General features: G+C 36.2%; 18 protein-coding genes and 1 pseudogene. 13 read left to right on the top strand and 6 right to left on the bottom strand.

The annotated features are described in order from the left end of the window. Nucleotides 1-23 precede the first annotated feature (23 nt). Nucleotides 24-530, top strand: a complete 507-nt coding sequence (locus HPE56_RS18080) for an OmpH family outer membrane protein (RefSeq protein WP_188245157.1) — start codon at nucleotides 24-26, stop codon at nucleotides 528-530. A 55-nt stretch (nucleotides 531-585) separates the two neighbouring features. Here HPE56_RS18080 and HPE56_RS18075 read toward each other — a convergent pair whose 3' ends face one another. Next, nucleotides 586-984 (bottom strand): DoxX family membrane protein, encoded by a 399-nt coding sequence (locus HPE56_RS18075; RefSeq protein WP_188245156.1) that lies wholly within the window; start codon nucleotides 982-984, stop codon nucleotides 586-588. Nucleotides 985-995: 11 nt separating this feature from the next. Next, entirely contained in the window at nucleotides 996-2,171 is a 1,176-nt protein-coding gene (locus HPE56_RS18070) for a DNA polymerase III subunit (protein WP_188245155.1), read from the bottom strand. A 135-nt stretch (nucleotides 2,172-2,306) separates the two neighbouring features. Between HPE56_RS18070 and HPE56_RS18065 the strand changes: the two genes are divergently transcribed. From HPE56_RS18065 to HPE56_RS18055, 3 genes are all read left to right on the top strand, one after another. Beyond that, nucleotides 2,307-3,500, top strand: a complete 1,194-nt coding sequence (locus tag HPE56_RS18065; protein WP_188245154.1) for a phosphoglycerate kinase — start codon at nucleotides 2,307-2,309, stop codon at nucleotides 3,498-3,500. A gap of 114 nt (nucleotides 3,501-3,614) precedes the next feature. After that, nucleotides 3,615-5,258, top strand: a complete 1,644-nt coding sequence (locus HPE56_RS18060; protein WP_188245153.1) for a LysM peptidoglycan-binding domain-containing protein — start codon at nucleotides 3,615-3,617, stop codon at nucleotides 5,256-5,258. Nucleotides 5,259-5,270: 12 nt separating this feature from the next. Continuing rightward, complete coding sequence (locus tag HPE56_RS18055; protein ID WP_188245152.1) at nucleotides 5,271-6,257, top strand: DUF4837 family protein; 987 nt, start codon at nucleotides 5,271-5,273, stop codon at nucleotides 6,255-6,257. Nucleotides 6,258-6,325: 68 nt separating this feature from the next. On the opposite strand, the gene HPE56_RS18050 is transcribed toward HPE56_RS18055, so the two are convergent. The 4 genes from HPE56_RS18050 to HPE56_RS18035 all read right to left on the bottom strand — a co-directional run bounded on the left by HPE56_RS18050 (nucleotide 6,326) and on the right by HPE56_RS18035 (nucleotide 10,102). Continuing rightward, a complete protein-coding gene (locus HPE56_RS18050; protein WP_188245151.1) occupies nucleotides 6,326-6,502 on the bottom strand; it encodes a DUF6747 family protein in 177 nt (58 codons plus the stop codon). Nucleotides 6,503-6,738: 236 nt separating this feature from the next. Then, entirely contained in the window at nucleotides 6,739-6,909 is a 171-nt protein-coding gene (locus HPE56_RS18045) for a DUF6747 family protein (protein ID WP_170117773.1), read from the bottom strand. Nucleotides 6,910-7,099: 190 nt separating this feature from the next. Beyond that, entirely contained in the window at nucleotides 7,100-9,574 is a 2,475-nt protein-coding gene (locus tag HPE56_RS18040) for an OmpA family protein (RefSeq protein ID WP_188245150.1), read from the bottom strand. A gap of 342 nt (nucleotides 9,575-9,916) precedes the next feature. Then, a complete protein-coding gene (locus HPE56_RS18035) occupies nucleotides 9,917-10,102 on the bottom strand; it encodes a Sec-independent protein translocase subunit TatA/TatB (protein ID WP_109648430.1) in 186 nt (61 codons plus the stop codon). 490 nt (nucleotides 10,103-10,592) lie between these two features. On the opposite strand from HPE56_RS18035, the gene HPE56_RS18030 reads away from it, so the two are divergent. The 9 genes and pseudogenes from HPE56_RS18030 (at nucleotide 10,593) to HPE56_RS17990 (ending at nucleotide 21,457) form a co-directional block, all read left to right on the top strand. Further along, nucleotides 10,593-11,462 carry a M23 family metallopeptidase gene (locus HPE56_RS18030; RefSeq protein ID WP_188245149.1) on the top strand — a complete coding sequence of 290 codons (870 nt, stop codon included), beginning with the start codon at nucleotides 10,593-10,595 and terminating at the stop codon, nucleotides 11,460-11,462. A gap of 1 nt (nucleotide 11,463) precedes the next feature. Then, a complete protein-coding gene (locus tag HPE56_RS18025) occupies nucleotides 11,464-12,966 on the top strand; it encodes a GH3 auxin-responsive promoter family protein (RefSeq protein ID WP_188245148.1) in 1,503 nt (500 codons plus the stop codon). Between the two features lie 70 nt (nucleotides 12,967-13,036). After that, on the top strand, nucleotides 13,037-14,734 hold the full coding sequence (locus tag HPE56_RS18020) for a DUF6909 family protein (protein WP_188245147.1): 1,698 nt from the start codon (nucleotides 13,037-13,039) through the stop codon (nucleotides 14,732-14,734). Next, nucleotides 14,734-15,735, top strand: coding sequence for a hypothetical protein (locus HPE56_RS18015; RefSeq protein ID WP_188245146.1), 1,002 nt, complete (start codon nucleotides 14,734-14,736; stop codon nucleotides 15,733-15,735). Before HPE56_RS18020 ends, HPE56_RS18015 begins: the two co-directional genes overlap by 1 nt. A gap of 58 nt (nucleotides 15,736-15,793) precedes the next feature. Beyond that, nucleotides 15,794-16,039 (top strand): annotated as a pseudogene (locus tag HPE56_RS18010) (GDP-mannose 4,6-dehydratase); the annotation flags it as partial. Between the two features lie 341 nt (nucleotides 16,040-16,380). Next, nucleotides 16,381-18,195 carry an asparagine synthase (glutamine-hydrolyzing) gene (asnB, locus tag HPE56_RS18005; protein WP_188245144.1) on the top strand — a complete coding sequence of 605 codons (1,815 nt, stop codon included), beginning with the start codon at nucleotides 16,381-16,383 and terminating at the stop codon, nucleotides 18,193-18,195. A gap of 15 nt (nucleotides 18,196-18,210) precedes the next feature. Beyond that, nucleotides 18,211-18,660, top strand: a complete 450-nt coding sequence (locus HPE56_RS18000; RefSeq protein ID WP_188245143.1) for an adenylyltransferase/cytidyltransferase family protein — start codon at nucleotides 18,211-18,213, stop codon at nucleotides 18,658-18,660. Nucleotides 18,661-18,881: 221 nt separating this feature from the next. Further along, nucleotides 18,882-20,261, top strand: a complete 1,380-nt coding sequence (locus HPE56_RS17995) for an oligosaccharide flippase family protein (protein WP_188245142.1) — start codon at nucleotides 18,882-18,884, stop codon at nucleotides 20,259-20,261. After that, nucleotides 20,258-21,457 carry a CDP-glycerol glycerophosphotransferase family protein gene (locus HPE56_RS17990; RefSeq protein ID WP_188245141.1) on the top strand — a complete coding sequence of 400 codons (1,200 nt, stop codon included), beginning with the start codon at nucleotides 20,258-20,260 and terminating at the stop codon, nucleotides 21,455-21,457. The genes HPE56_RS17995 and HPE56_RS17990 overlap by 4 nt, the downstream gene beginning before the upstream one ends. The last annotated feature ends 5 nt before the right edge of the window (nucleotides 21,458-21,462 follow it).

The following is a 21,462-nucleotide window of genomic DNA, read 5'->3' as shown; positions in this document are numbered from 1 at the left end:
AGCGGGAATTTAAATTATACAAAATGAAAAAATTAGTAATGGCAGCTGTGGTATTGATAATGGTATCTTGCCAACAAGAGAAAATTGGATTTGTCGATAATGTCAAGTTGATGGAAGACTACCAGGAGAAAACCGATATTGAGGCCAAATACAAAACCAAATTGGAAACTTTCGGTAAAAAGAAAGATAGTATTACCCAAGCATTTCAATTGGAAGCACAAGCCTTTCAAGTAAAGGCACAAAAAATGTCACAGCAAAAAGCCCAAGAAGAGTACGGTGTTTTTCAACAAAAGGGCCAGTTCATTGGGCAACAACTTCAACAAGAAGAGCAACAACTTCAAATGGCAGGGCAAACCGATATGGACAGTTTGGTAACCAAGGTCAAAGAAGAAATCAGGGCTTATGGTGAAGCCAATTCATATTCCTATATTCTTGGCGGCGGTGACGGCGGTAGTGTATTGTACGGAAAGGATGCCAATGATCTTACTGCGGAAATCACCAAGATCCTTAACGACAAGTATAAAAAATAAATTGTTTGATATTTATTTCTAGGAACCCTGACAGTATTGTCGGGGTTTTTTTCTTTTAGGACTGAAGTAAGTAGACTAGGAATATTGCAGGCATTAAGTAAATGACTATCGTTCTTGCACCATCATAATCCTTGGCCACGCGTTGTCCGAAAAGTAGCATCAGTAATACGATGCAGGATAGGATCGCACCGTAAAACGCAAATTCACTTTCTCCGATGGTAGCGAATTGATAGATACCTATAAAGCATAGGATGCCCACGACAACTTCCAATACCAATATAACGCCCAGTAGCAAAGGCACAACATTCTTTAAAGGGGTTTTTTCAAAATGGCCCTTTAACCACGATAGGTTGCCGGCCCAATCCGTTAGCTTGTCAAGTCCACTTTGAATAAAGGTTATTACCAAAAACAATAAGAGAAGTATTTCCGTGATGTTGTGCAGTAGTGTTTTCATTTACAAATTGTTCAAGATGGGTTCTGGTCCAGATAAGGTGATGCTTTAATATGTAACAACCGGGTCAATTTAATCGAAAGATCCGTTAGTATTATTTTCGAGTTCCCGTTACGTTCAATATGGTAGATGGCCTTTTCCAACTCTGCAACTAAGGGCAAGATATTATTCTCATGTACAAAAGGCGCGAATTTTTCCAATTTAAATCCATCTATATGCATCCGCATAAAAGCCAATTCCTTAACATTGAAATTTATGAGCATGGCTTGACGCATCACCGTTATACAATAATGTAGGAATTTCTTTTGGGTTTCCCTACCGGTCTTTGCAACTTCCTCGGCCCAAAGAATCAGTTCGTGGATAACAGCTTTGTTGCCCCGGGCTTTAAAAGCACTGCGGACCCATTGCACAAACCATTTTTCAAAGACCAAATCCTCGGAATCCCTATTCATTAAATCCAAGGCCTTGTTAAAATTTCCATTGGCCTCATTCGCTAGGAGTAACGCCTCATCGCGCAATAAACCCTTGTTTTCCAATCCTTTGGCTATAGCTTCTTCGCTCAAAGGCGGAAAATTCAAAATCTGGCATCGCGATTTAATGGTCTGTATGATCTGTTCCTCATTTTGGGCGATCAAAAGGAAAACGGTTTTGTCTGGGGGCTCCTCAATAAGTTTTAAAAGTTTATTTGCCGTCGCGGTATTCATTTTTTCGGCCATCCAGATCAACATCACTTTATAACCTCCCTCGTACGATTTTAAGGAAAGTTTTTTGACAATGTCAAAAGCTTCATCAACACCAATTTGCCCCTGTTTTTTTTCAATACCAATCAAACGGTACCAATCGAAAAGATTCCCATAAGGTTGCTCCTTGATGAATTTACGCCATTCCTCCATGTAATGGTTGCTAACGGCATGACTTTTTACCTTGTCCGAATTGGCCACGGGAAAGGCAAAATGCATGTCAGGATGGGAAAAGGAATCACACTTGGTGTTACACACTTGATTTTGCCCATTGTTCTCCCCATTTTGGTTACCGCAAATAATATATTGGGCATAAGCTATGGCCATTGGCAAGGTACCAGACCCTTCTGGTCCTATAAACAATTGGGCATGCGGAATACGACCCGCATTGGCACTCGAGGCCAAATGGTTCTTAATATGGGTCAGGCCTAAAATTTCTTTAAACAGCATGGTTCAAAGATAGATCTTTTGTCCAAGTAAATAAATGCATCTAAACTCATGAAATTATGGTGCCCTATTTTTTAAGAACCTTATAAATCTTTACATTTGCATTTCATTTTAAGCACACTACTAAAGCATACTACCATGAAGACGATTGACGATTTTAATTTTGACCAGAAGAAAGCATTGATACGAGTTGATTTCAATGTCCCATTGGATGCGGAATTCAATGTAACCGATACGAATAGGATTGAAGCCGCAAAACCAACAATAATCAAGATATTGGAAGATGGTGGTAGTGCGGTATTAATGAGTCATTTGGGCAGACCCAAAGGTCAACCTAACGATGCCATGTCCCTAAAACATATCTGTGGAAAGGTTTCCGAGATTATCGGGGTGCAGGTAAAATTCGTTGAGGATTGCGTAGGTTCGAAAGCCGAAGAGGCAGTTGCCGAATTAAAAGGGGGGGAAGTCCTTCTTTTGGAAAACCTTCGTTTTCATAGTGAGGAAACTTCGGGGGATGTGGAGTTCGCGAAACAGTTGTCAAAACTAGGTGATATTTATGTCAATGATGCTTTTGGAACAGCACATAGGGCACATGCATCTACAACGATAGTTGCCCAATTCTTTCCAGGTCAAAAATGCTTCGGATATTTATTGGCCAAAGAAATAAAATCTATTGAAAAGGTAATGCGCACCGGGGAAAAACCTGTATTGGCCATTCTTGGTGGTGCTAAGGTATCCTCTAAAATAACCATTATAGAGAACATCCTTGACAAGGTAGATCACCTTATCATAGGGGGTGGTATGACCTACACATTTGTTAAGGCACAAGGTGGTAAGATCGGGGATTCAATTTGTGAGGACGACAAAATGGATTTGGCATTGAGCATCTTGAAACAAGCCAAGGCTAAAGGGGTACAAGTACATATTCCTGTTGATGTATTGGCTGCGAACGACTTCAGCAATGATGCCGATACACAGATTGTCGATGTAGATAAGATACCAGATGGTTGGCAAGGGTTGGATGCAGGTCCAAAAACCCTTGAAATCTTTAAGGAGGTGATATTGAAGAGTAAAACGATTTTATGGAATGGTCCTGTTGGCGTCTTTGAGATGGAGAAATTCGCGAAGGGTACCATCAGTGTCGGTAACTTTATCGATGAAGCAACCCAAAATGGAGCATTTTCCCTTGTAGGGGGAGGTGATTCCGTGGCTGCGGTCAAGCAATTTGGTTTCCAGGATAAAGTGAGTTATGTTTCAACCGGAGGAGGGGCTATGTTAGAAAGTCTTGAGGGAAAAACATTGCCCGGAATCGCAGCAATATTAGAGGATTAAAGGCGTTATCGATAAACGGGACTCTGGTTGGATTCGATACTTTAAGGGTTTAAATTTTATTCTTTCAGAAAAAAACGCGATTTTCGTTAGTTCCCTATAACTAAAGAATGTCCTATGTATTCATATAAATTTTGGTGCTTGAACCTGTTTTTGGTTGTTTTTGTGAATATTTCGGTATTCTCCCAAGCAGCGAATCACACTTCGGAAGAACAAGCTAAAATCGTTGAGGCCAAGGATATTCCCTTGGATTCACTTGCCAAGGATATGGAAGGGGTGGAACAAATGGAGCCCCTAGAAACATCCAATGCGATTCATGATAATAGCTTACCGGTTGTTACGATAGGTGACAAGAAGTCCTATGATTTAAAAGATCTTGACATTGCAGCCAAGTACGATAGTCTTTGGATGAAGGAGCTGTATGAAAGTGCCTCGCTTTTTGATGAAATGTACGAGATGGTATCCGAATTGGATACGACTACGGTTGTTGAGAACACCCTTAATACAGATACGCTTAAATTGCGATTGGAAAGGTTGAACCAAAAAACACCTTTCAATGTTGCCTACAATACATCTTTGGAGAATGTGATCAAATCATTCCTGGTTCGTAAGCGAGGATTTATAGAGCGGATGTTGACGGCGAGCCAATTTTATTTTCCCATGTTCGAGGAACAGTTGGATAAATATGACATTCCATTGGAAATGAAATATTTGTCCATTGTGGAATCGGCATTGAACCCAAGAGCCAGATCCCGCGTAGGGGCAACAGGGCTATGGCAGTTCATGTACGGTACAGGTAAAATGTACAAGCTGGATGTAAACAGTTATGTCGATGAACGCAGCGACCCTATTAAATCCACTGAGGCAGCTTGTAAATACCTATCCAAACTCTATGGTATTTTCGGAGATTGGGATTTGGCATTGGCAGCCTACAATTCCGGACCTGGCAATGTGAACAAGGCCATTCGAAGGTCTGGGGGATATAAGAACTATTGGAACATACGTAGAAACCTTCCACGTGAAACCGCGGGTTATGTCCCTGCTTTTTTAGCCACGATGTATTTGTTGGAGTATGCCGATGAACATGGTTTAAAGGCCAAAAAAGTGGATCGGAACTATTTTGAGACGGATACCATACATGTTAAAAGTTTGATTTCCTTTGACCAAATCTCAGAAATGGTAGGTATTGGCGTTGATGAATTGAAAGTATTGAACCCCTCCTATAAACTGAATATCATCCCTTATGTAGAAGGAAAGGAATATACCCTTAGGTTACCAAGGGCGAAAATGGGCAAGTTCGTTACCAATGAAGAGGCTATTTATGCCCATGTGAAGGAGCAGCTTAAAAGCCAGGAATCCCCTTTGCCACAGTTGGTAAAAGCGGATGACCGTATACGATATAGGGTCCGAAGTGGGGATTATTTGGGGAAAATAGCGGAGCGTTATGGTGTTGGGGTTAGCCAGATCAAACGATGGAACGGTTTAAGGAGCAATAACCTTAGGGTTGGCCAGCGCTTGACCATTTTCACCAGGAATCCGGTAATCGCATCCAAAAGCACATCAAAAGGTGCTAAAACAGTTGCCAGTACTTCAAAAGTACCGGCATCAAAAATACATACGGTGCAAAGTGGTGATTCATTATGGACCATTTCACGAAAGTATCCAGGAATTAGTATCGAAAATTTACGAGAATGGAACGGTATTAGTGGTAACAACCTAAAACCTGGCACGAAATTGAAATTGTGCAATTGTTCATCGTAAATAAAAAAGTCCATGAAACATTTTAAGTTATTGTTTGCCCTTTTTTTTGTCATTATTTTATCCTGCAAAGAGAGTGGCACTAAAAATTACTTGCCTAGCTCTATTGGGGCATATAACTCATTGATCGTTGTTATCGACAATCAGACTTGGAAGTCAAACGTTGGTGACAAGGTAAGGGAATATTTTGCCGCATCAGCCTTAGGTTTGACAATGGATGAACCAATATTTTCCATTACACAGATTCCACCCGAAGTGTTTTCGGGTTCCGTACGTAATAGTAGAAACATACTTTATGTGCAAAAAGACACCTTGAATTTGGCGCATATCAAAAGCAATATGTATGCCCAACCCCAGAAAGTAGCGGTTGTAAAAGGGACTACGGATGATGAGATTATCAATAACATCGAGGAGAAAGCCCCGGAATTCATTCGTACATTCAAAGACCTCGAACTAAAAGAGGCACAACAGCGCTTTTTAAAGTCATTGAATAAGGAAAAGGACTTACAGGATAAGTTTGGGGTAAACCTGAACATACCTTCTGTGTATAAGGTAGTAAAGTCCGAAGATAATTTTGTTTGGTATGAGAGGCAGATACAAAAAGGGACAATGAACATTATTACCTATACGATGCCTTGGAATAGTTTTTCTGTCGATTCCACTTTTGTGAAGGATATTGTCCGTATGCGCGATTCTATTGGTAACCTCTATATTCCCGGACCTGATGTTCCTGGTAAAAGGACCCATATGCGCACTGAACCGGCATTCTCCCCCTCGGTATTTCCTTCTGTAATTGCCGGAAACAAGGCTGCGGAGGTACGGGGTCTATGGGATATTAAAAACTATCCTATGGCCGGACCGTTCATCACCTATATCGTAAACGACAAGGAGCACAATCGAAAAATGGTAGTGGAAGGATTTACTTTTGCCCCATCTACGGAGAAACGCGATTCCATGTTCGAGCTCGAAGCCATCATGAAAACATTGCGATTCAATAAATAACCTAATGGTTAATAGCAAAAAGCCCTGAAACGTTATGTTTCAGGGCTTTTTTATTTGGTATCAGTTCCTTATAAATTGCTAAAACTAAATCCTGTGGATACCCTAAATACAAATGCATAAATAGCAAGTACTATTAAAGCAAAACAGAACCAGGAAAAAACCTTAAAATATTTTTTAAAAAACAGACTACTCCAGTTTCTAAATGCCTCAAAATAAATCTCCTTCAAAAGTAATAATTTGTTCATACGCCCATTGGTTTTTATTAGTGAAGGTGCTAAAGTCCCTATTTGCTCCTAAGGAATAAAAAAAAAGGGCTGAAATACCCTTTTATTAGATGAGGAATAAAACCAAATTATATTATTCCCATGAACGGTAAATATTAACGGTAAATGACCCCCTTATAATTTTAGGCTTATGTACATAAATAAAAAAATGCGCCCTTTTGAGTGCATTTACATGTTGGATGGTTAGATATGCCTGTTTAATCAAAAGCAAAGCCTGTAGACACCCTAAATATGAATGCATATAGCATGACAATGTAACTGGCGATACAGAACCAGGAAAAGGCCTTAAAATAAGATTTGAGTAGGGCATGTCCTAAATTCCGAAAGGCTTCCAAATAAATCTCTTTTATCAATAATACGTTTTTCATGTGGGTTGGTTTTAGGTTAAACAAAGATGTTTGGTTCTATATACAACAGATAATCAGTTGATTAAGTATCATTTGGGGCTGATTTTGTTGTAAATGTTCCTTAGCTTGTGGTGTATGTCGTGGTAGGGTACAAAAAAACCGTGAATTGGTGATGATTCACGGTTTTGAAAATTCCTGATTGGGAATAGGTCTACATAGCTACAATAATGAATTCGGATCTACGGTTAATTAGGTGGTTAGCTTCAGTACACCTCACCGAACCGTCACATTCATTGATCAATTTTTCTTCTCCATATCCAATGGCACTTTGTATCCTACTGGCATCTATTCCTTTGGATATGATATAGTCCCTTGTTGATTTGGCACGTTTGTCAGACAGATATTTGTTATAGGCCCGCTCACCTCTGGAGTCGGTATGTGATTCGATTTTAATTACCATTTTAGGGTATTCGGTCATTACCTGAACCAATTTATCCAGTTCCTTGGCCGATTCGGATTTTATATAGGACTTGTCGAAATCGAAATATATCATTTCTGTTTTCAACTTACGAATACCATCTTCGACAGCGATCATTTCCTTTAATCTGCGCATGGCAACTTCAGTATTGACCATCTCGTTTTCCTTGGTGGAAACCGCAACAGTTTCGTCGAAGTAATCATTGGCTGTTACTTTTATAGAGTACTTGGTATTGCCTTCAAGATCTTCAAACAAGAAACTGCCATCCTCATTAGCGACCATTTCTTTCAGTGTAATGTTATTCTCATCGAGCAAGGTCACCAATGTTTTTGGCATTACATCCCCTGTTACTAGTTCAGTGATCACCCCTGCTATTGCATTTAGGTTTTCAGGAACTTCCTCGATTTTCAATCTTTTAAAGGAATATAGGTCATCATCCCCTTTGCCACCGATCCTGTTGGAGGCAAAGAATCCTTTTTGGTCCTCTTCATTAATGATATAGGAAAAATCATCCTTTTTACTATTGATCGGTTGACCTAAATTCTTTGCTTCCAAGAAACCGCCTTCGTCATCAATAGCTGCCTCAAAAATATCCAATCCGCCAAGACTGACATGGCCATCCGAGGAGAAATATAATTTTTCGTTGCTTATGAAAGGAAACATTTCCTTATTTTCTGTATTTATGCCAGGACCCAGATTTCGAGGTTCTGAAAACTGGCCTCCTTCGAGTACATCGACCACGAAAATATCGGTTTGACCTATACTCCCGGGCATATCCGACACAAAATATAATTTTTTTCCATCAGGACTTAAAGCGGGATGACCTGTGGAATAATTATCGCTATTGAAAGGTACCTCGGTAGCTGTTGTCCATTCCCCATTAATTTTCTTCGATCTATATATTTTTAAGTGGTTTACACCTTTATTGTCCCTTTTCAGTTTCTTACCATAATTGTTACGGGTAAAATACATGGTTTCATTATCGGGTGAAAAAGTAACCGAAGCCTCATGATATTTTGTGTTGATTGCTTTTGAAAATTTTAGGGCATTATTGAGTTCCTGGGATTCCTCATTCAATTTTGCTGCGTAAAGGTCTAAATAGGGCTGATTGTTCCATTTGTACTTTCTGGTAGTGAAAATTGATGTATCATTTGCAGATGCATAAACTATTTCATCCTCGTTGTGGAACATGGGACCGAATTCTGAATACTTGGAGTTTATGGCCAAATTCTGAATATCGAATTCTTGTTTTGTATTCCTCAATTCATCTAAGATGACTTCGTTGGGTAAGGCCTTTTGGCTTGTCGCATCGGTTATAGCGGCGTTGGGGTCCTTCATTTTACGATTGTATAACCTCATCAGTCGTTTGGAACGGGCATATTTCCCTGTGCCTTTTAACGAGTGTGCATACTTGAAGATATTATCAGCGGACATTTCCTTGCCATATTTTTCATACAAAATGTTGTACCAGTGATAGGCTTTTTCCATATCTGTATTAAAATAATGGGCATCTCCTGCTTTTTGGATAATTTCAAAAGAATAGTTTTTTTCTCCCTTACTTAAAGCCTGTTCGTATAATTCAGCGGCTTCTGCATACCACATTTTATCAAAATAGCTATCTGCCTTTTGAATTAACTTGCTCTTGTTTATAGGGTCTGAATGAAACTCGTCATCTGATGTTTTTTGACTTTCCAATAAGGCATAGGTCACATCTTCTAAAGGAATTGGTTCATTATTTTCGGGAGTGGCTGAAGAGGAACTATTTAAGATCCATATAGATTTACTATAATGTCCCTCCAAGTTCGAAGTACAGGCATCAATAGCGGGTTTCCAATCGGTATAATGGGTTAGATAAACATAATTGAGGTTATTCTCGGGATTGTGGATATACCCTGAATCATACCCCTTGTTTTTATTCTTTTTTATTGCTTTTTTGGCATTTCGGATTTTTGAATAAACATCGGTTATGATGTAGTATCCGTCATTTATGTTTAAATGGGTTAGTTTCCGATGGGGAATATCATTTTTTTCTGCAGCCTCCTCAAATAGGGTGGAATTGTTTGGTGGGGTGTTTTCTATCGTGCTAATTGAAGATGCTAGATCACCATATTCTTGAATTGGTTTTGTTGATGGAGAGGTCTGTGCCCCGACATAAGAACAAAAAAGCAGCAAGAAAGGAATAACAAGGGTGTTTATATTGAATTTCATGTGGGCAAAAACTATAGTTCGTCTTGATTAGTCTGGTTGTAATCGAATCCAATGAGGAATCAATGACCGAAACTAGGCGTTCTTGGCCTTACCTAATATTTTTTGTTGTGAAAGGAGGGATTTTTGTCGTGTATTGGCGCTTTTCGTCGATAGCCCTCTAATATATAGGCATTTAAAACGGTGTATAATCGCAGTTGGTGGGGTGATAAGGTTCGAAATCAGGAGGGAGCCAAGGAACTATCGTTTTGCCATGGAAGCAGAAAATACCCTTAAGTATTTTGCTGGGTTTGGAGCAAAAAAAACACCCATACAAGGGTGTTTTAAATTATAGTGTCGAAAAGTTTACTTTTCGGTATTTTCCTCAATCTTGTCATCTTCCTTGGAAGCATCCTTAAATTCCTTTATCCCACTTCCCAGTCCACGCATAAGTTCTGGAATTTTTTTTCCGCCAAATAAAAGAAGAACGGCAAAAACAACAATTGCTATTTGCCATGGGCCGATTGCCAAAAATATATGTAAAGCTGTCATAATATATGATTTTATGGAAAACAAATGTACTAAAAACTTATTAGTTTGCTGTTAAAATTAACGTAAGGGGCCTTTTTTTATTCCTAAATACGTGCATTATAAAGGTTAAGAAAATGAAAACCTTGCCAATATAGTATTTTAAAGTAGTGAAGGGTAACCAAACCTCCATGATACCGATTAGTATTTAATCGGTCCTAATCGAGCGCTTTACCTTAGTTTTATTGGCGAATCGTGGCGATTTGCTTTTTGTTATGAAAAAATTAAGTTGGACAAATAGGGAAGGCATAATCTCGGTTAAATGTGGTATTCAACCATAAATAACCTGTAAATATCAACGATACCCCACCTAAAACTTTTAAGGGGAAATGTTAATCGTATAAACCAACAAAGAAAAATTAACGTATTTAGAGGGAGTTTTTGCCCTATCTTGATCAATTATAAATTTTAAAGATGGTCATAAAATTAAATTCTAAGTTTATCTTTGTGAACAATGGCTAAAAAAGTAAAAAAGAGAAAGGCTATCAAAAGAAAGCTACTGCATAAGTATCGCTTGGTGATTCTTAATGAAAGTACATTTGAGGAAAAAATAAGTTTTAAGTTAAGTCGGTTAAACGTATTTGTTTCGGGGTCCCTTTTTATTATTGGTTTAATTGGCTTTACGATATTACTGATTGCCTTCACGCCACTTCGTGAATACATTCCCGGATATTCATCCACGAAATTAAAGAGACAGGCTACAGAGCTCACCTATAAAACGGACTCCTTGGTCAATGTCTTAAATTATACCAATAAGTATTTAGATAATATCAGAAAGGTGCTTAGAGGGGATATAGAAAACAATGAGATCAATCGGGATTCCTTGTTCGAACAGTTTAAATTAGACCCTTCAAGTATTGATCTTCATCCGATAAAGGAAGATTCCCTTCTAAGGGCTGAGGTAGCCTTGGAAGACAAGTATAACTTATTCGAAACAAATAGTGATAAATCCAGTTTGGTGCTGTTTCCTCCTTTAAGTGGGTCAATTTCAGATTCTTTTGACAGGGAGAAGAGGCATTTCGCTGTTGATATCGTTGCCCCTAAGGATAGCCCTATAAAAGCTGTAGCCAGTGGAATTGTCATTTTTGCGGAATGGACTGCGGAAACCGGATATGTTATTATTTTGGAACATAAAGACGGACTTCTTAGTGTGTATAAGCACAATGGTTCATTGAGTAAGGCGCAGGGTGATATCGTACGGGCAGGGGAAGTTATCGCTTCCGTTGGCAATACAGGGGAGTTTACCACAGGACCCCATCTGCATTTTGAATTATGGGATAATGGAAATCCAGTGAACCCATTGGATTTTATAGATTTTAAATAATATGTCATTAAAGTCATTCGCGGCCAAAATATTTGCAAAACAGGTTGCTAAAAAAACCACCAAATGGGTGAATCGCCCATTGGAAACCCAGGAAGCGGTATTCCAAGAATTGTTGAATACCGCCCGTAATACACTTTTTGGAAAAGAACACAATTTCGACCAAATACAGGATCATGCCGATTTCGTAAAAAATGTGCCGATCCGTGATTATGAAGAACTCAAAGGCTATGTGGAAAAAGTAGTGGCCGGGGATGCCGATGTACTTTGGCCAGGGAAGCCCATTTATTTTGCAAAGACCTCAGGGACGACCTCAGGCGCAAAATATATACCCATCACGGATGTTTCGATAAAGCAACAAGTGGAGGCCTCAAGGAACGCGATATTAAATTATATTAATGAAACAGGACATGCCGATTTCGTGGACGGAAAAATGATCTTTCTGCAAGGGAGTCCTATATTGGAAGATAAAAACGGAATTAAATTGGGCAGGCTTTCCGGAATTTCAGCCCATTATGTACCAAGCTACCTTCAGAAAAATAGATTGCCCAGTTGGAAGACCAATTGTATAGAGGATTGGGAAACCAAGGTCGATGCCATTGTTGATGAGACGATCGAGGAGAATATGACCGTCATTGCCGGGATACCCTCTTGGGTACAAATGTATTTTGAAAAATTGAGTACCAAAGGCCAAAAAAAGGTCGGTGAACTGTTCAAGAACTTCCAATTGTTCATTTATGGGGGTGTGAATTACGAACCCTACCGTGCCAAGTTCGAGAACCTGATCGGACGAAAAGTCGATAGTATAGAGCTTTTCCCTGCCAGCGAAGGATTTTTCGCCTACCAGGATTCCCAGACCGAAAAGGGGATGTTGTTGCTCTTGAATTCAGGGATATTTTACGAGTTCGTAAAGGCCGATGAATTCTTCAATGAAGAAAGGAAACGACTGACCTTAAAGGATGTGGAACTTGGGGTTAACTATGTCATGATTATTTCAACGAATGCAGGATTATGGGCCTATAATCTTGGGGATACCATTCAGTTTATTTCATTGAATCCTTATAAAATCATGGTCTCGGGGCGTATAAAACACTTTATTTCGGCCTTTGGGGAACATGTTATTGCCAAGGAAGTGGAAGAAGCGATGTTAAAAGCAGTTCATGCGACGGATGCACGCATCAATGAGTTTACGGTGGCCCCACAAATAACCCCCAAGGAAAACGATTTGCCCTATCACGAATGGTTCATTGAGTTTGAAAAGCAACCATCGGATATGGAAAAATTCATTGAAATACTGGATACATCCCTACAGGCCCAGAACAGCTATTATTTTGATTTGATCGACGGTAAGATTTTACAGACCCTAAAAGTTTGTCCGATAAAGAATGGGGGTTTCCAGGAATATATGAAATCGGTAGGAAAGCTGGGCGGGCAAAATAAGGTACAACGCCTGGCCAATGACCGTAAGGTAGCTGATGCCTTATCGCACTTTACCACAGAAGGATAGCTATCCCAAGAACTTTAAAGCACCCCTTAATTTTATATATTTAAATTGTAATTTTGCTTGAAATTTTTTTATGAAAAATACTAGAGTTACTACCAGGGCGCAAGAATCCACCAATGCCATAGAGCGTTTGTATATTACGATGCGCCATCTGTTCAACCGGGGTTTTTATAAACCTATGGGGGTTTCAGGGGAAACCTTAAGGAATGCCTTGTTACAATTACGGCCAGAAATTTATGGTTCCATTGGCGAGGAAAAGGCAGAATTGGACGGACTTGTATACGTTTTGGAACGCTTGCCAGAAGGTATTGAACAATGTAGGTTTATAAACCTTACCTCGGACGAGGGGTACGGAAAGGCCCATTTTGCACCGATAATTCCACCCAAAAGAAGAAGGAATTGTTATCGCATCGATGACGAGCAGATGAATATCGAGATTACCCGAGGGCGTTCCGATATTTATGACATTCTTACGCATCTTACGTTTTTATTCATTGAGTCCCATAAAATCTGTAAACATGTCCTCATAGAGGATACTGAGGAAACCATTCGTGATTGGGGTAAACTGGAAGCCGCTGTTCAAAAGAAAAAACTTTCCTTGGCCGAACGTGAAGTGGCATTGATCCACACCTCAAATATATTGAACCGGCCCTTTGAGGAAGTGTTGGAATACCACAAAAAATTCGCTACCAAAGCCGAACCGGAAAAGTTTCTTCACATCATTTACTGGATGGGGAAATTGGCTATAGAGGAAGAAGTGACGGGAAATAAAAGGGCGATTACCTTTACTTCGATGTTGCGCGAAAGATTGGGGCACCATATACATGGGGAACGTTGGGCGAATACGATCAAAGAGGTAATGGCAAAAAACGATTTATTATCGCGGCCGATCCATATCATAAGTGCGAATATGCATAGCGTAATGAACTCCTTGTTTGCTAAAAAGGCATTGGCCAAGGAATATCCGAAAGACGGCTCATTGGAAATCTATAAAGCGTTGAGTTCCCATCAAAATCATTTGTTGCAAAAGAAAGTGAGTGATATTGCAAGAAAAAATGGGATGATCACCATAGATGATCATACGGGCACCAATATTGATGTACAGATTTTCGATTTGGCAAAGATTGGGGAGGATGCTTGTTGTTACGATTTACCAAAAGGACTTCCCCAAGAAGAAAAACCTGTTATATTTGTGATGGATTATGCCTTTGGGGAGCAAGCCTATGAAACTATAGATGAGCTGTTGAAACCCTATAAAAGCAAGCAAAAAGGGGATGTTTTCTTGGATGTTGCTTCGATTTCAATCATGGGCAAGGCCGGGATTTTGGAAGGGGGCAAAGGGGATTTAATGATACCTTCGGCACATATATTTGAAGGCACTTCGGATAATTATCCTTTTAAGAATGAATTATGTGCGAAGGATTTCCAGGGATATGGTTTAGAAGTGTTTGAGGGTGCCATGGTTACGGTTTTGGGTACTTCCTTGCAGAATAGGGATATTTTGAAATTTTTCCATAAGTCCACCTGGAATGTCATTGGTCTGGAGATGGAAGGGGTACATTATCAAAAGGCCATTCAATCGGCATCGAAAATACGCAAGAGTATTCGTGAGGACGTAAAAGTCAGATATGCCTATTATGCCTCGGATAACCCTTTGGAAACCGGAGGAACATTAGCTTCAGGCGGATTGGGGACGACGGGGGTAAAACCCACTTATTTGATAACAGACCGAATTTTAGAACAAATATTTAATTCAATTCATAAGATATAATGGCAGAAAATAATACACCCAACAACACCAACGCTTCGGATGAAATTGATTTGGGACAGTTGTTTCAACTCATAGGAAAAGGGTTTAACAGCATTTTCAGGGGTTTGTTAAGAGTATTCCTCTATTTAAAAAAGAATGCCTTAATCCTTGTTGGATTGATTGTTTTAGGGGGGGCGATAGGCTTTGGACTAAATAGAATTGTGGACAAGAAACTGAAAATAGAGGTTATTGTGAAACCTCAATTGGAGAGCAAGAACTATTTGTATGATGTTATTAATGAAATTCAAGCGAATTTAAAGGCAAAGGACACAGTTTTTTTTTCAGCTATGGGAGTTCATTTAACTAATTTTGATGGATTGGAAATTACAATTAACCCTGTAGATGAAAATCGGGTGAGCAGTGAAAGTGAAATGAAATATCTGGAATTGCTTCAAAGTTTTGAAAATACGGAGTCAATTGCTGATATTGTTAGGGCTGAATTACAGAATAAAAGCTCGTTTAACCATCGCATCACCTTCTACTTCAATGATACTAAGGTAGGGCAACAATTGGCAAAAGGAGTGATGGAGTATATTAATACCAATGAGTATTTTGATGGTTTAATAACGGTATATAGGGAAAATGCAACTTCTCGGATAGAGGAAAATAAGCAACTATTACAGCAGGTGGATGAGATAATTACCAACTATGCAAAAAAAATAGCAAAAAATGATGGGGTGAAGGGTAATGATAGAATTGTTTTGGACAATCAAGAAACAGTGAATATTACAGGGTTGTTTGATCTTAAGAATAGTTTGATTAAAGATATTGAATCAAAAAAATTGGAACTCACAGAACGTACGGATCCCATCAAAATTATAAATTTCGGGAAGCCACAAGAAGTCATAAAAACATTTTTTGGAAAGAATATTATATTGATACCTTTAATACTAATTGGATTGTTCTTTTTGGGCTCTTTTCTGAAATTCCTCAATAAGAAAGCATATAATATTCAAGAATAACATTACACATATTCTAAATTACATAAAAAGAACTTGAATTATAGATAAAATATGGGCAATGAAATTATTGATTACAGGAGGTGCAGGATTTATAGGTTCCCATGTTGTTCGCAAATTTGTAAATACATATAAAAATTATAATATTCACAATCTTGAGAATTTAAGGGATATTGAAAACCATCAAAATTATACATTCTTTAAAGGGAATATTGTAGATGCTGATTTTATCGAGGAAATCTTTAAGAAATATAAGTTTGATGGTGTAGTTCATTTAGCAGCGGAATCCCATGTGGACCGATCTATGTAGTAGATATGGAATAATCAATGCTGCCGATAGGTTCTTTGGATTATATTTATCATTTAGAAATAAAAATATGGCACATGTAATTTTATAGATTCAGATGCAATGACGTAATTTGATTTTATATTAAAAACAATGAAGTATTGTATGAAGCCACAAAATTTGTAAGTGACAATAATAATTGTAGTTTTGCTAGTCGTCATAAACATGTAACTTTTAAATATTTTGTGTATAAGTTGAATTTCTCAAAAAGAAAAATAACATATAAACACGAATGATTCGAAGCAATTTAATTAGGCACTTAATATACAACTAAGGGAACAATAAACTTTTGATATACTTATATGTGTGGAATAGCTGGAATATATTTAATTAAGGGAATTCCTAATCTAAAGGAAAGAATTCAAACCATGAATTCATCTATTGTACATAGAGGTCCTGATGCTGAAGGAAGTTATATCCATGAAAATTTAGCTTTAGGGCATAGAAGGTTGAGTATAATTGACAATCGTGAGGTTTCAAACCAGCCAATGCACTCAAATAATGAACAATGGCATGTTGTGTTTAATGGTGAAATTTACAACTTTAAAGAAATAAAGGAAAAATTGAATTATTCCTTTGCAACAAACTCCGATACTGAGGTCATTCTTGCAGCGGTACAAGAAAAAGGGATAGACTGGTTTATTGAACAATCAAATGGAATGTTTTCAATAGCATTGTATAATTCCCAAACAAAAGATTTATTTCTAATTAGAGATAGACTTGGCATAAAACCTCTTTATTACTACAATGACGGTTCAAATCTTATTTTCTCTTCTGAAATCAAAGCAATTTTGAAAAGTGGACTTGTTAAATCGGTATTTAATGAATTAGCAGTTGATGAATACTTGGCAAACAGATATATAAGAGCTCCTTTTACTTTTTTTAAGAATATTTATCAGGTAAATCCAGGCACTTATTTACATGTAAATCAAGAATTATCAATGAATGAAGTACAATATTGGGATATCCCTAAGGGATTCAATTATTCAAATGATTTTGACGAGAATGATATTCTTGAACGGTTTGATTTTCAAATTAATAAAGCAATAAAATATAGATTAATTGCAGATGTGCCTTTAGGAACCTATTTAAGTGGAGGAGTTGACTCTAGTTTAATCACAGCGATAACCGCCATGAATTCCAATGAAAAAATCAATACATATACTATTGGTTTTGCTGAAATAAATGAATTTTCTTATGCTAAACTTGTTTCAGATCAATACCAAACGAACCATCATGAGATTCTAATGAAAAAGGAAGATTATATGGCGAATTGGGAGCGCCTTATAAGATATAAAGATGCCCCTCTTGGTGTGCCCAATGAAATTCCATTAGCCGTAATGTCATCAAAATTAAAAGAAAAAATAACCGTAGTACTTTCTGGCGAAGGAGCAGACGAATTGCTTGGGGGGTATGGAAAGATATTCCGATTACCATTTGATTATGAAAATTCTTCAAAAGAGCAAAGTTTTTACGAAAGTTTAATTGAAAAATATGAATATGTTCCAAGATTAATGAGAGATCAATTAATATGTACACCAGTAGATTATAGGGCTATATTTGATAAAAAGATTGTTGAGGAATTCAAGGAAAGAGATAATAGAGAAAACATATTTAATTATTTTCATAAATATCATGTTAAAGGATTGCTGCAACGAGTTGATATGACTACAATGCAAGCTTCTGTTGAAGCAAGAGTGCCATTTTTAGATCACGAATTATTGGAATTCGCATATAAAGAGATACCTTATGTGTTAAAGCTAAAATGGAAGAATGAAGAAGCCAAATCAGAGGCTTGTAACATGTATGCAGAGGATTATAGTGAAGAATTGGATATTCCAAAATATCTACTTAGAAAACTCTCTTATAAATATTTGCCAAAAGAAGTAATAGAAAGAAAGAAAGTAGGATTTCCTGTTCCTTTAACTGAATGGTTTGAGAACCTTGAATATCAGGCAAGAAATCTTCTTTCTAAGTGTTCCTGGCTAAAAGAAGGAGTTGTTGAGGAGCTAATTTTAAAAAGCAAAAAAGAAGTAAGGGCAGGACAGATTCTTTGGATGTTTATTAATATTGAGATTTTTAAAAAAAATTACTTTACCAAGGAATGGCAATGGTAGTAAAAAGATATATAAATGTATAAAAGAGGAGACGAAAAAGCGATTATTGGATACACCTCTGGTGTGTTTGATTTATTTCATATAGGACATTTAAATTTGTTAAAGAACGCAAAAGGATTATGTGATAATTTAATAGTTGGTGTTACTAGTGACGAATTGGTTAGTTACAAAAACAAAAGAGCGGTTATTAACCATCAAGAAAGAATGGAAATAGTTCGAAACATTAAATATGTTGATGCAGTTGTTCCGCAAAACGATATGGATAAGTTTGCCATGTGGGAACGCCTCAAATTTGATGTTATGTTTGTTGGAGATGATTGGTTAAATACTCCCAAATGGAAAGAACTAGACGAAAAATTTAAAGTTGTTGGAGTAAAAATAATTTACTTTCCATATACCGAAGGAACCTCCTCTACTTTAATTAATAAAACATTAAAAGATTTAAGAGGAAAAGAAGACAAATAGTTTTTTTAACTCTAGCGTTTAACATGTTATCCGTTTTTTTGAAAAATGTTTGATTTATGATAAATACATTTGATCATCAACATCGTATATATTACATTTTTTGAACTCCAATATAGATTTCCAAGATTGAAAACATTCTAAAAGATCAATAATAATAGGCCTTAAAAAAGGGGTTATCAATTTGCCGTGGATGGTTAATATAAGTTTAATAGGCTTCGTTTATGCACCTTTATAAAAAATACCTCTTTTTAAGCATCTCTCTTTTTTTTAAGTTGCTTATAAATGTATTTGTAATCTTTTATATAGCGAAAATGGTAAGTGTCTCCGACTTTGGAAGCTTTTCAATCGCTTTTATAATAGCTTCAATCGCTACGTTGTGTTTGGACTATGGTTTTAATTTAAAGGGCTTAGTCTTAACTCGTAAAACGAAAGATGAGGTAAATGAAGAATTATCCACAATGATTTTTTCGAAAATTATTATTTCAGGAATTATTATTTCAGGATTTGGATTATTTTTTTTATTAAGTCAATATGATGTTAACACAAACAAAGTGATTGCTATTTTGGCTGTTTCTGCAATTCCTATATCTTTCGGAAATTTTTATTTAAACAATTTTAAAATTGTAGATAGATTTGATAAAGAAGCTATTGGTTATATCATCCAAGGGTCCTTTTTATTAACCCTTTTTGGATTAAATCATTTTTACGGAAGCAAAAATATTATCTATTATTCGATAATTTTACTTATAGTAAGAGTTATTTATATGATTTTTGGTTTTTTTGCATTTAGAAAAAGTTTTTTTAAAAAAGTCACTTTTAATTTTAAGAAATCTTTAATTGCTATAAGAACAGCTACACCTTATGGAGTGCACTTAATTCTTGGAGCTTCTATTATCTATATTGATACGTTTATACTATCTATATTATCTACTCTTGAAAATGTAGGTTTATACCAAGCAGGAATGAGAATAATAATGGCTTCTATGCTAATTGCTGTTATTATTAGCGATGCATTTATTCCAGAAATATCTAAAATATTTAAAAAAAGATCTATTGTATCTAAAAAAATGTCTACTCTATTTGAGTTTGTCTTATTGTTCTCAGGACTTACATTAACTACAATTTTCTTTTATAAGAAAACAATCATACTCTTACTATTCTCTCAAGAATACCTTATTCTTGAGAGATTTATTGTATTAATACTTTTAATTATTTTATTAAGATATATTGGGATTGTACCAGGGATTATTTTAACAAGTTTTGGGAAGCAAATAATTAGAGCACGAGCAGTGGTTATATCTATTATTTTCAGCGTTATTTTAAACGTAATTTTAATTCCAACTTATGGTATTAAGGGAGCCTTTTTAGCGAGTTTAATTTCGCATATAATTCTGAATACTATTTATTTTTTCTTTGCCTATAAGACAATAAATTTTACAAAAAATATTTCGTTTTTACTTATTATTTTTTCTATAAATTACATAGTACAATTACTAGTCTTTTCAGATTCTATAATGTTTTTAACAATAACAATTTTTATAAACATATTTCAAGTAGGGGTATATCTTAAAATAAAAGCTAAAAAGCCACAAAAAGGATGAAAAGAGTTTTTAAGTATATTAAAATAGTACTAAAAATAATAATAGGCTTTCCTTTCTATTATATTTCAATGGTCATTCCTAAAAAAAAGGAGTTAGCCGTAATTGGTTCTTCATTGGGAAAGCACTTTGCCGATAATACAAAGTATTATTACATAAACTATTATAGTAAGGAAAAATCAAGTTTAAACCTTATTTGGATTTCTAAAAATAGAGATGTTGTTAAAGAGTTAAAATTAAAAGGCCTTCCTGCTGAATATTTGTATTCTTTTAAGGGAATATATATTACATTAAGGGCATCAAAGGCATATCTTTCTCATCGATTAGACGACATCAATAGTGCGTTAATAGGAGGGGCGAAAATCATTCAATTATGGCATGGTATGCCATTGAGAAAAATTGGATATGGCGGAGATTGGACTGAACACAATCTTTCAGGAAAGATATACATTTTAATTTCTAAATATTTTCCTTATGCCTATTATATGAAATGTGATATTTTAATCGCTCCATGTGAAACAGCGAAATTAAAATTAATAGAACCCTTTTCAAAATCTTTTAGAAACAATAAAATTGCAGATAATATTGTTTTAGCTAGACAACCAAGAACTCTTTGTTTTGATAATAAGTTTGAGCTAGCTTCAACTTTTTTTCCAGAGGTTGATTTGTTAAAGTCTCTATCAAAAAAACACAACAAAATTATATCGTGGCTACCAACTCATAGGGCTGTATTTAATAAATCTATTTTAGATGTAATTTTGGATTCAAAATTAGACTTAAACAAGTTAAATACTTTTTGTAAACAGAATAATACTCTATTTGTAATAAAAGCCCATTTTCTTGACTTTAATGAAACATCAAAGATTGTTCAAAGTTTAGATTTTATTTATGTTTACCCACATGCAGACGCCTATCCTTTGCTAAAATATACAGATATCTTGATAACAGATTATTCAAGCGTGTTTTTTGATTTTTTATTTTTAAACAGACCAATTATATTCATGAGCCATGATTTGGAAGAATATCGTGAAAAGGTAAATTTCTATTACAATTATGAAAACTTAAACATTGGACCAATATGTAAATCATGGAATGAAGTAATGAAAATTATTACTGATATATCAAACAATCAAGATGATTATCTTTGTAAAAGAGAAGAAGCATTTAATAATTATCATTTCGAGGTAGATTGTATTTAAAAAAT

The sequence above is a fragment of the Maribacter aquimaris genome (assembly GCF_014596745.1).
GTDB lineage: Bacteria > Bacteroidota > Bacteroidia > Flavobacteriales > Flavobacteriaceae > Maribacter_A > Maribacter_A aquimaris.
This window is presented reverse-complemented; position numbering and strand designations above follow the sequence as displayed.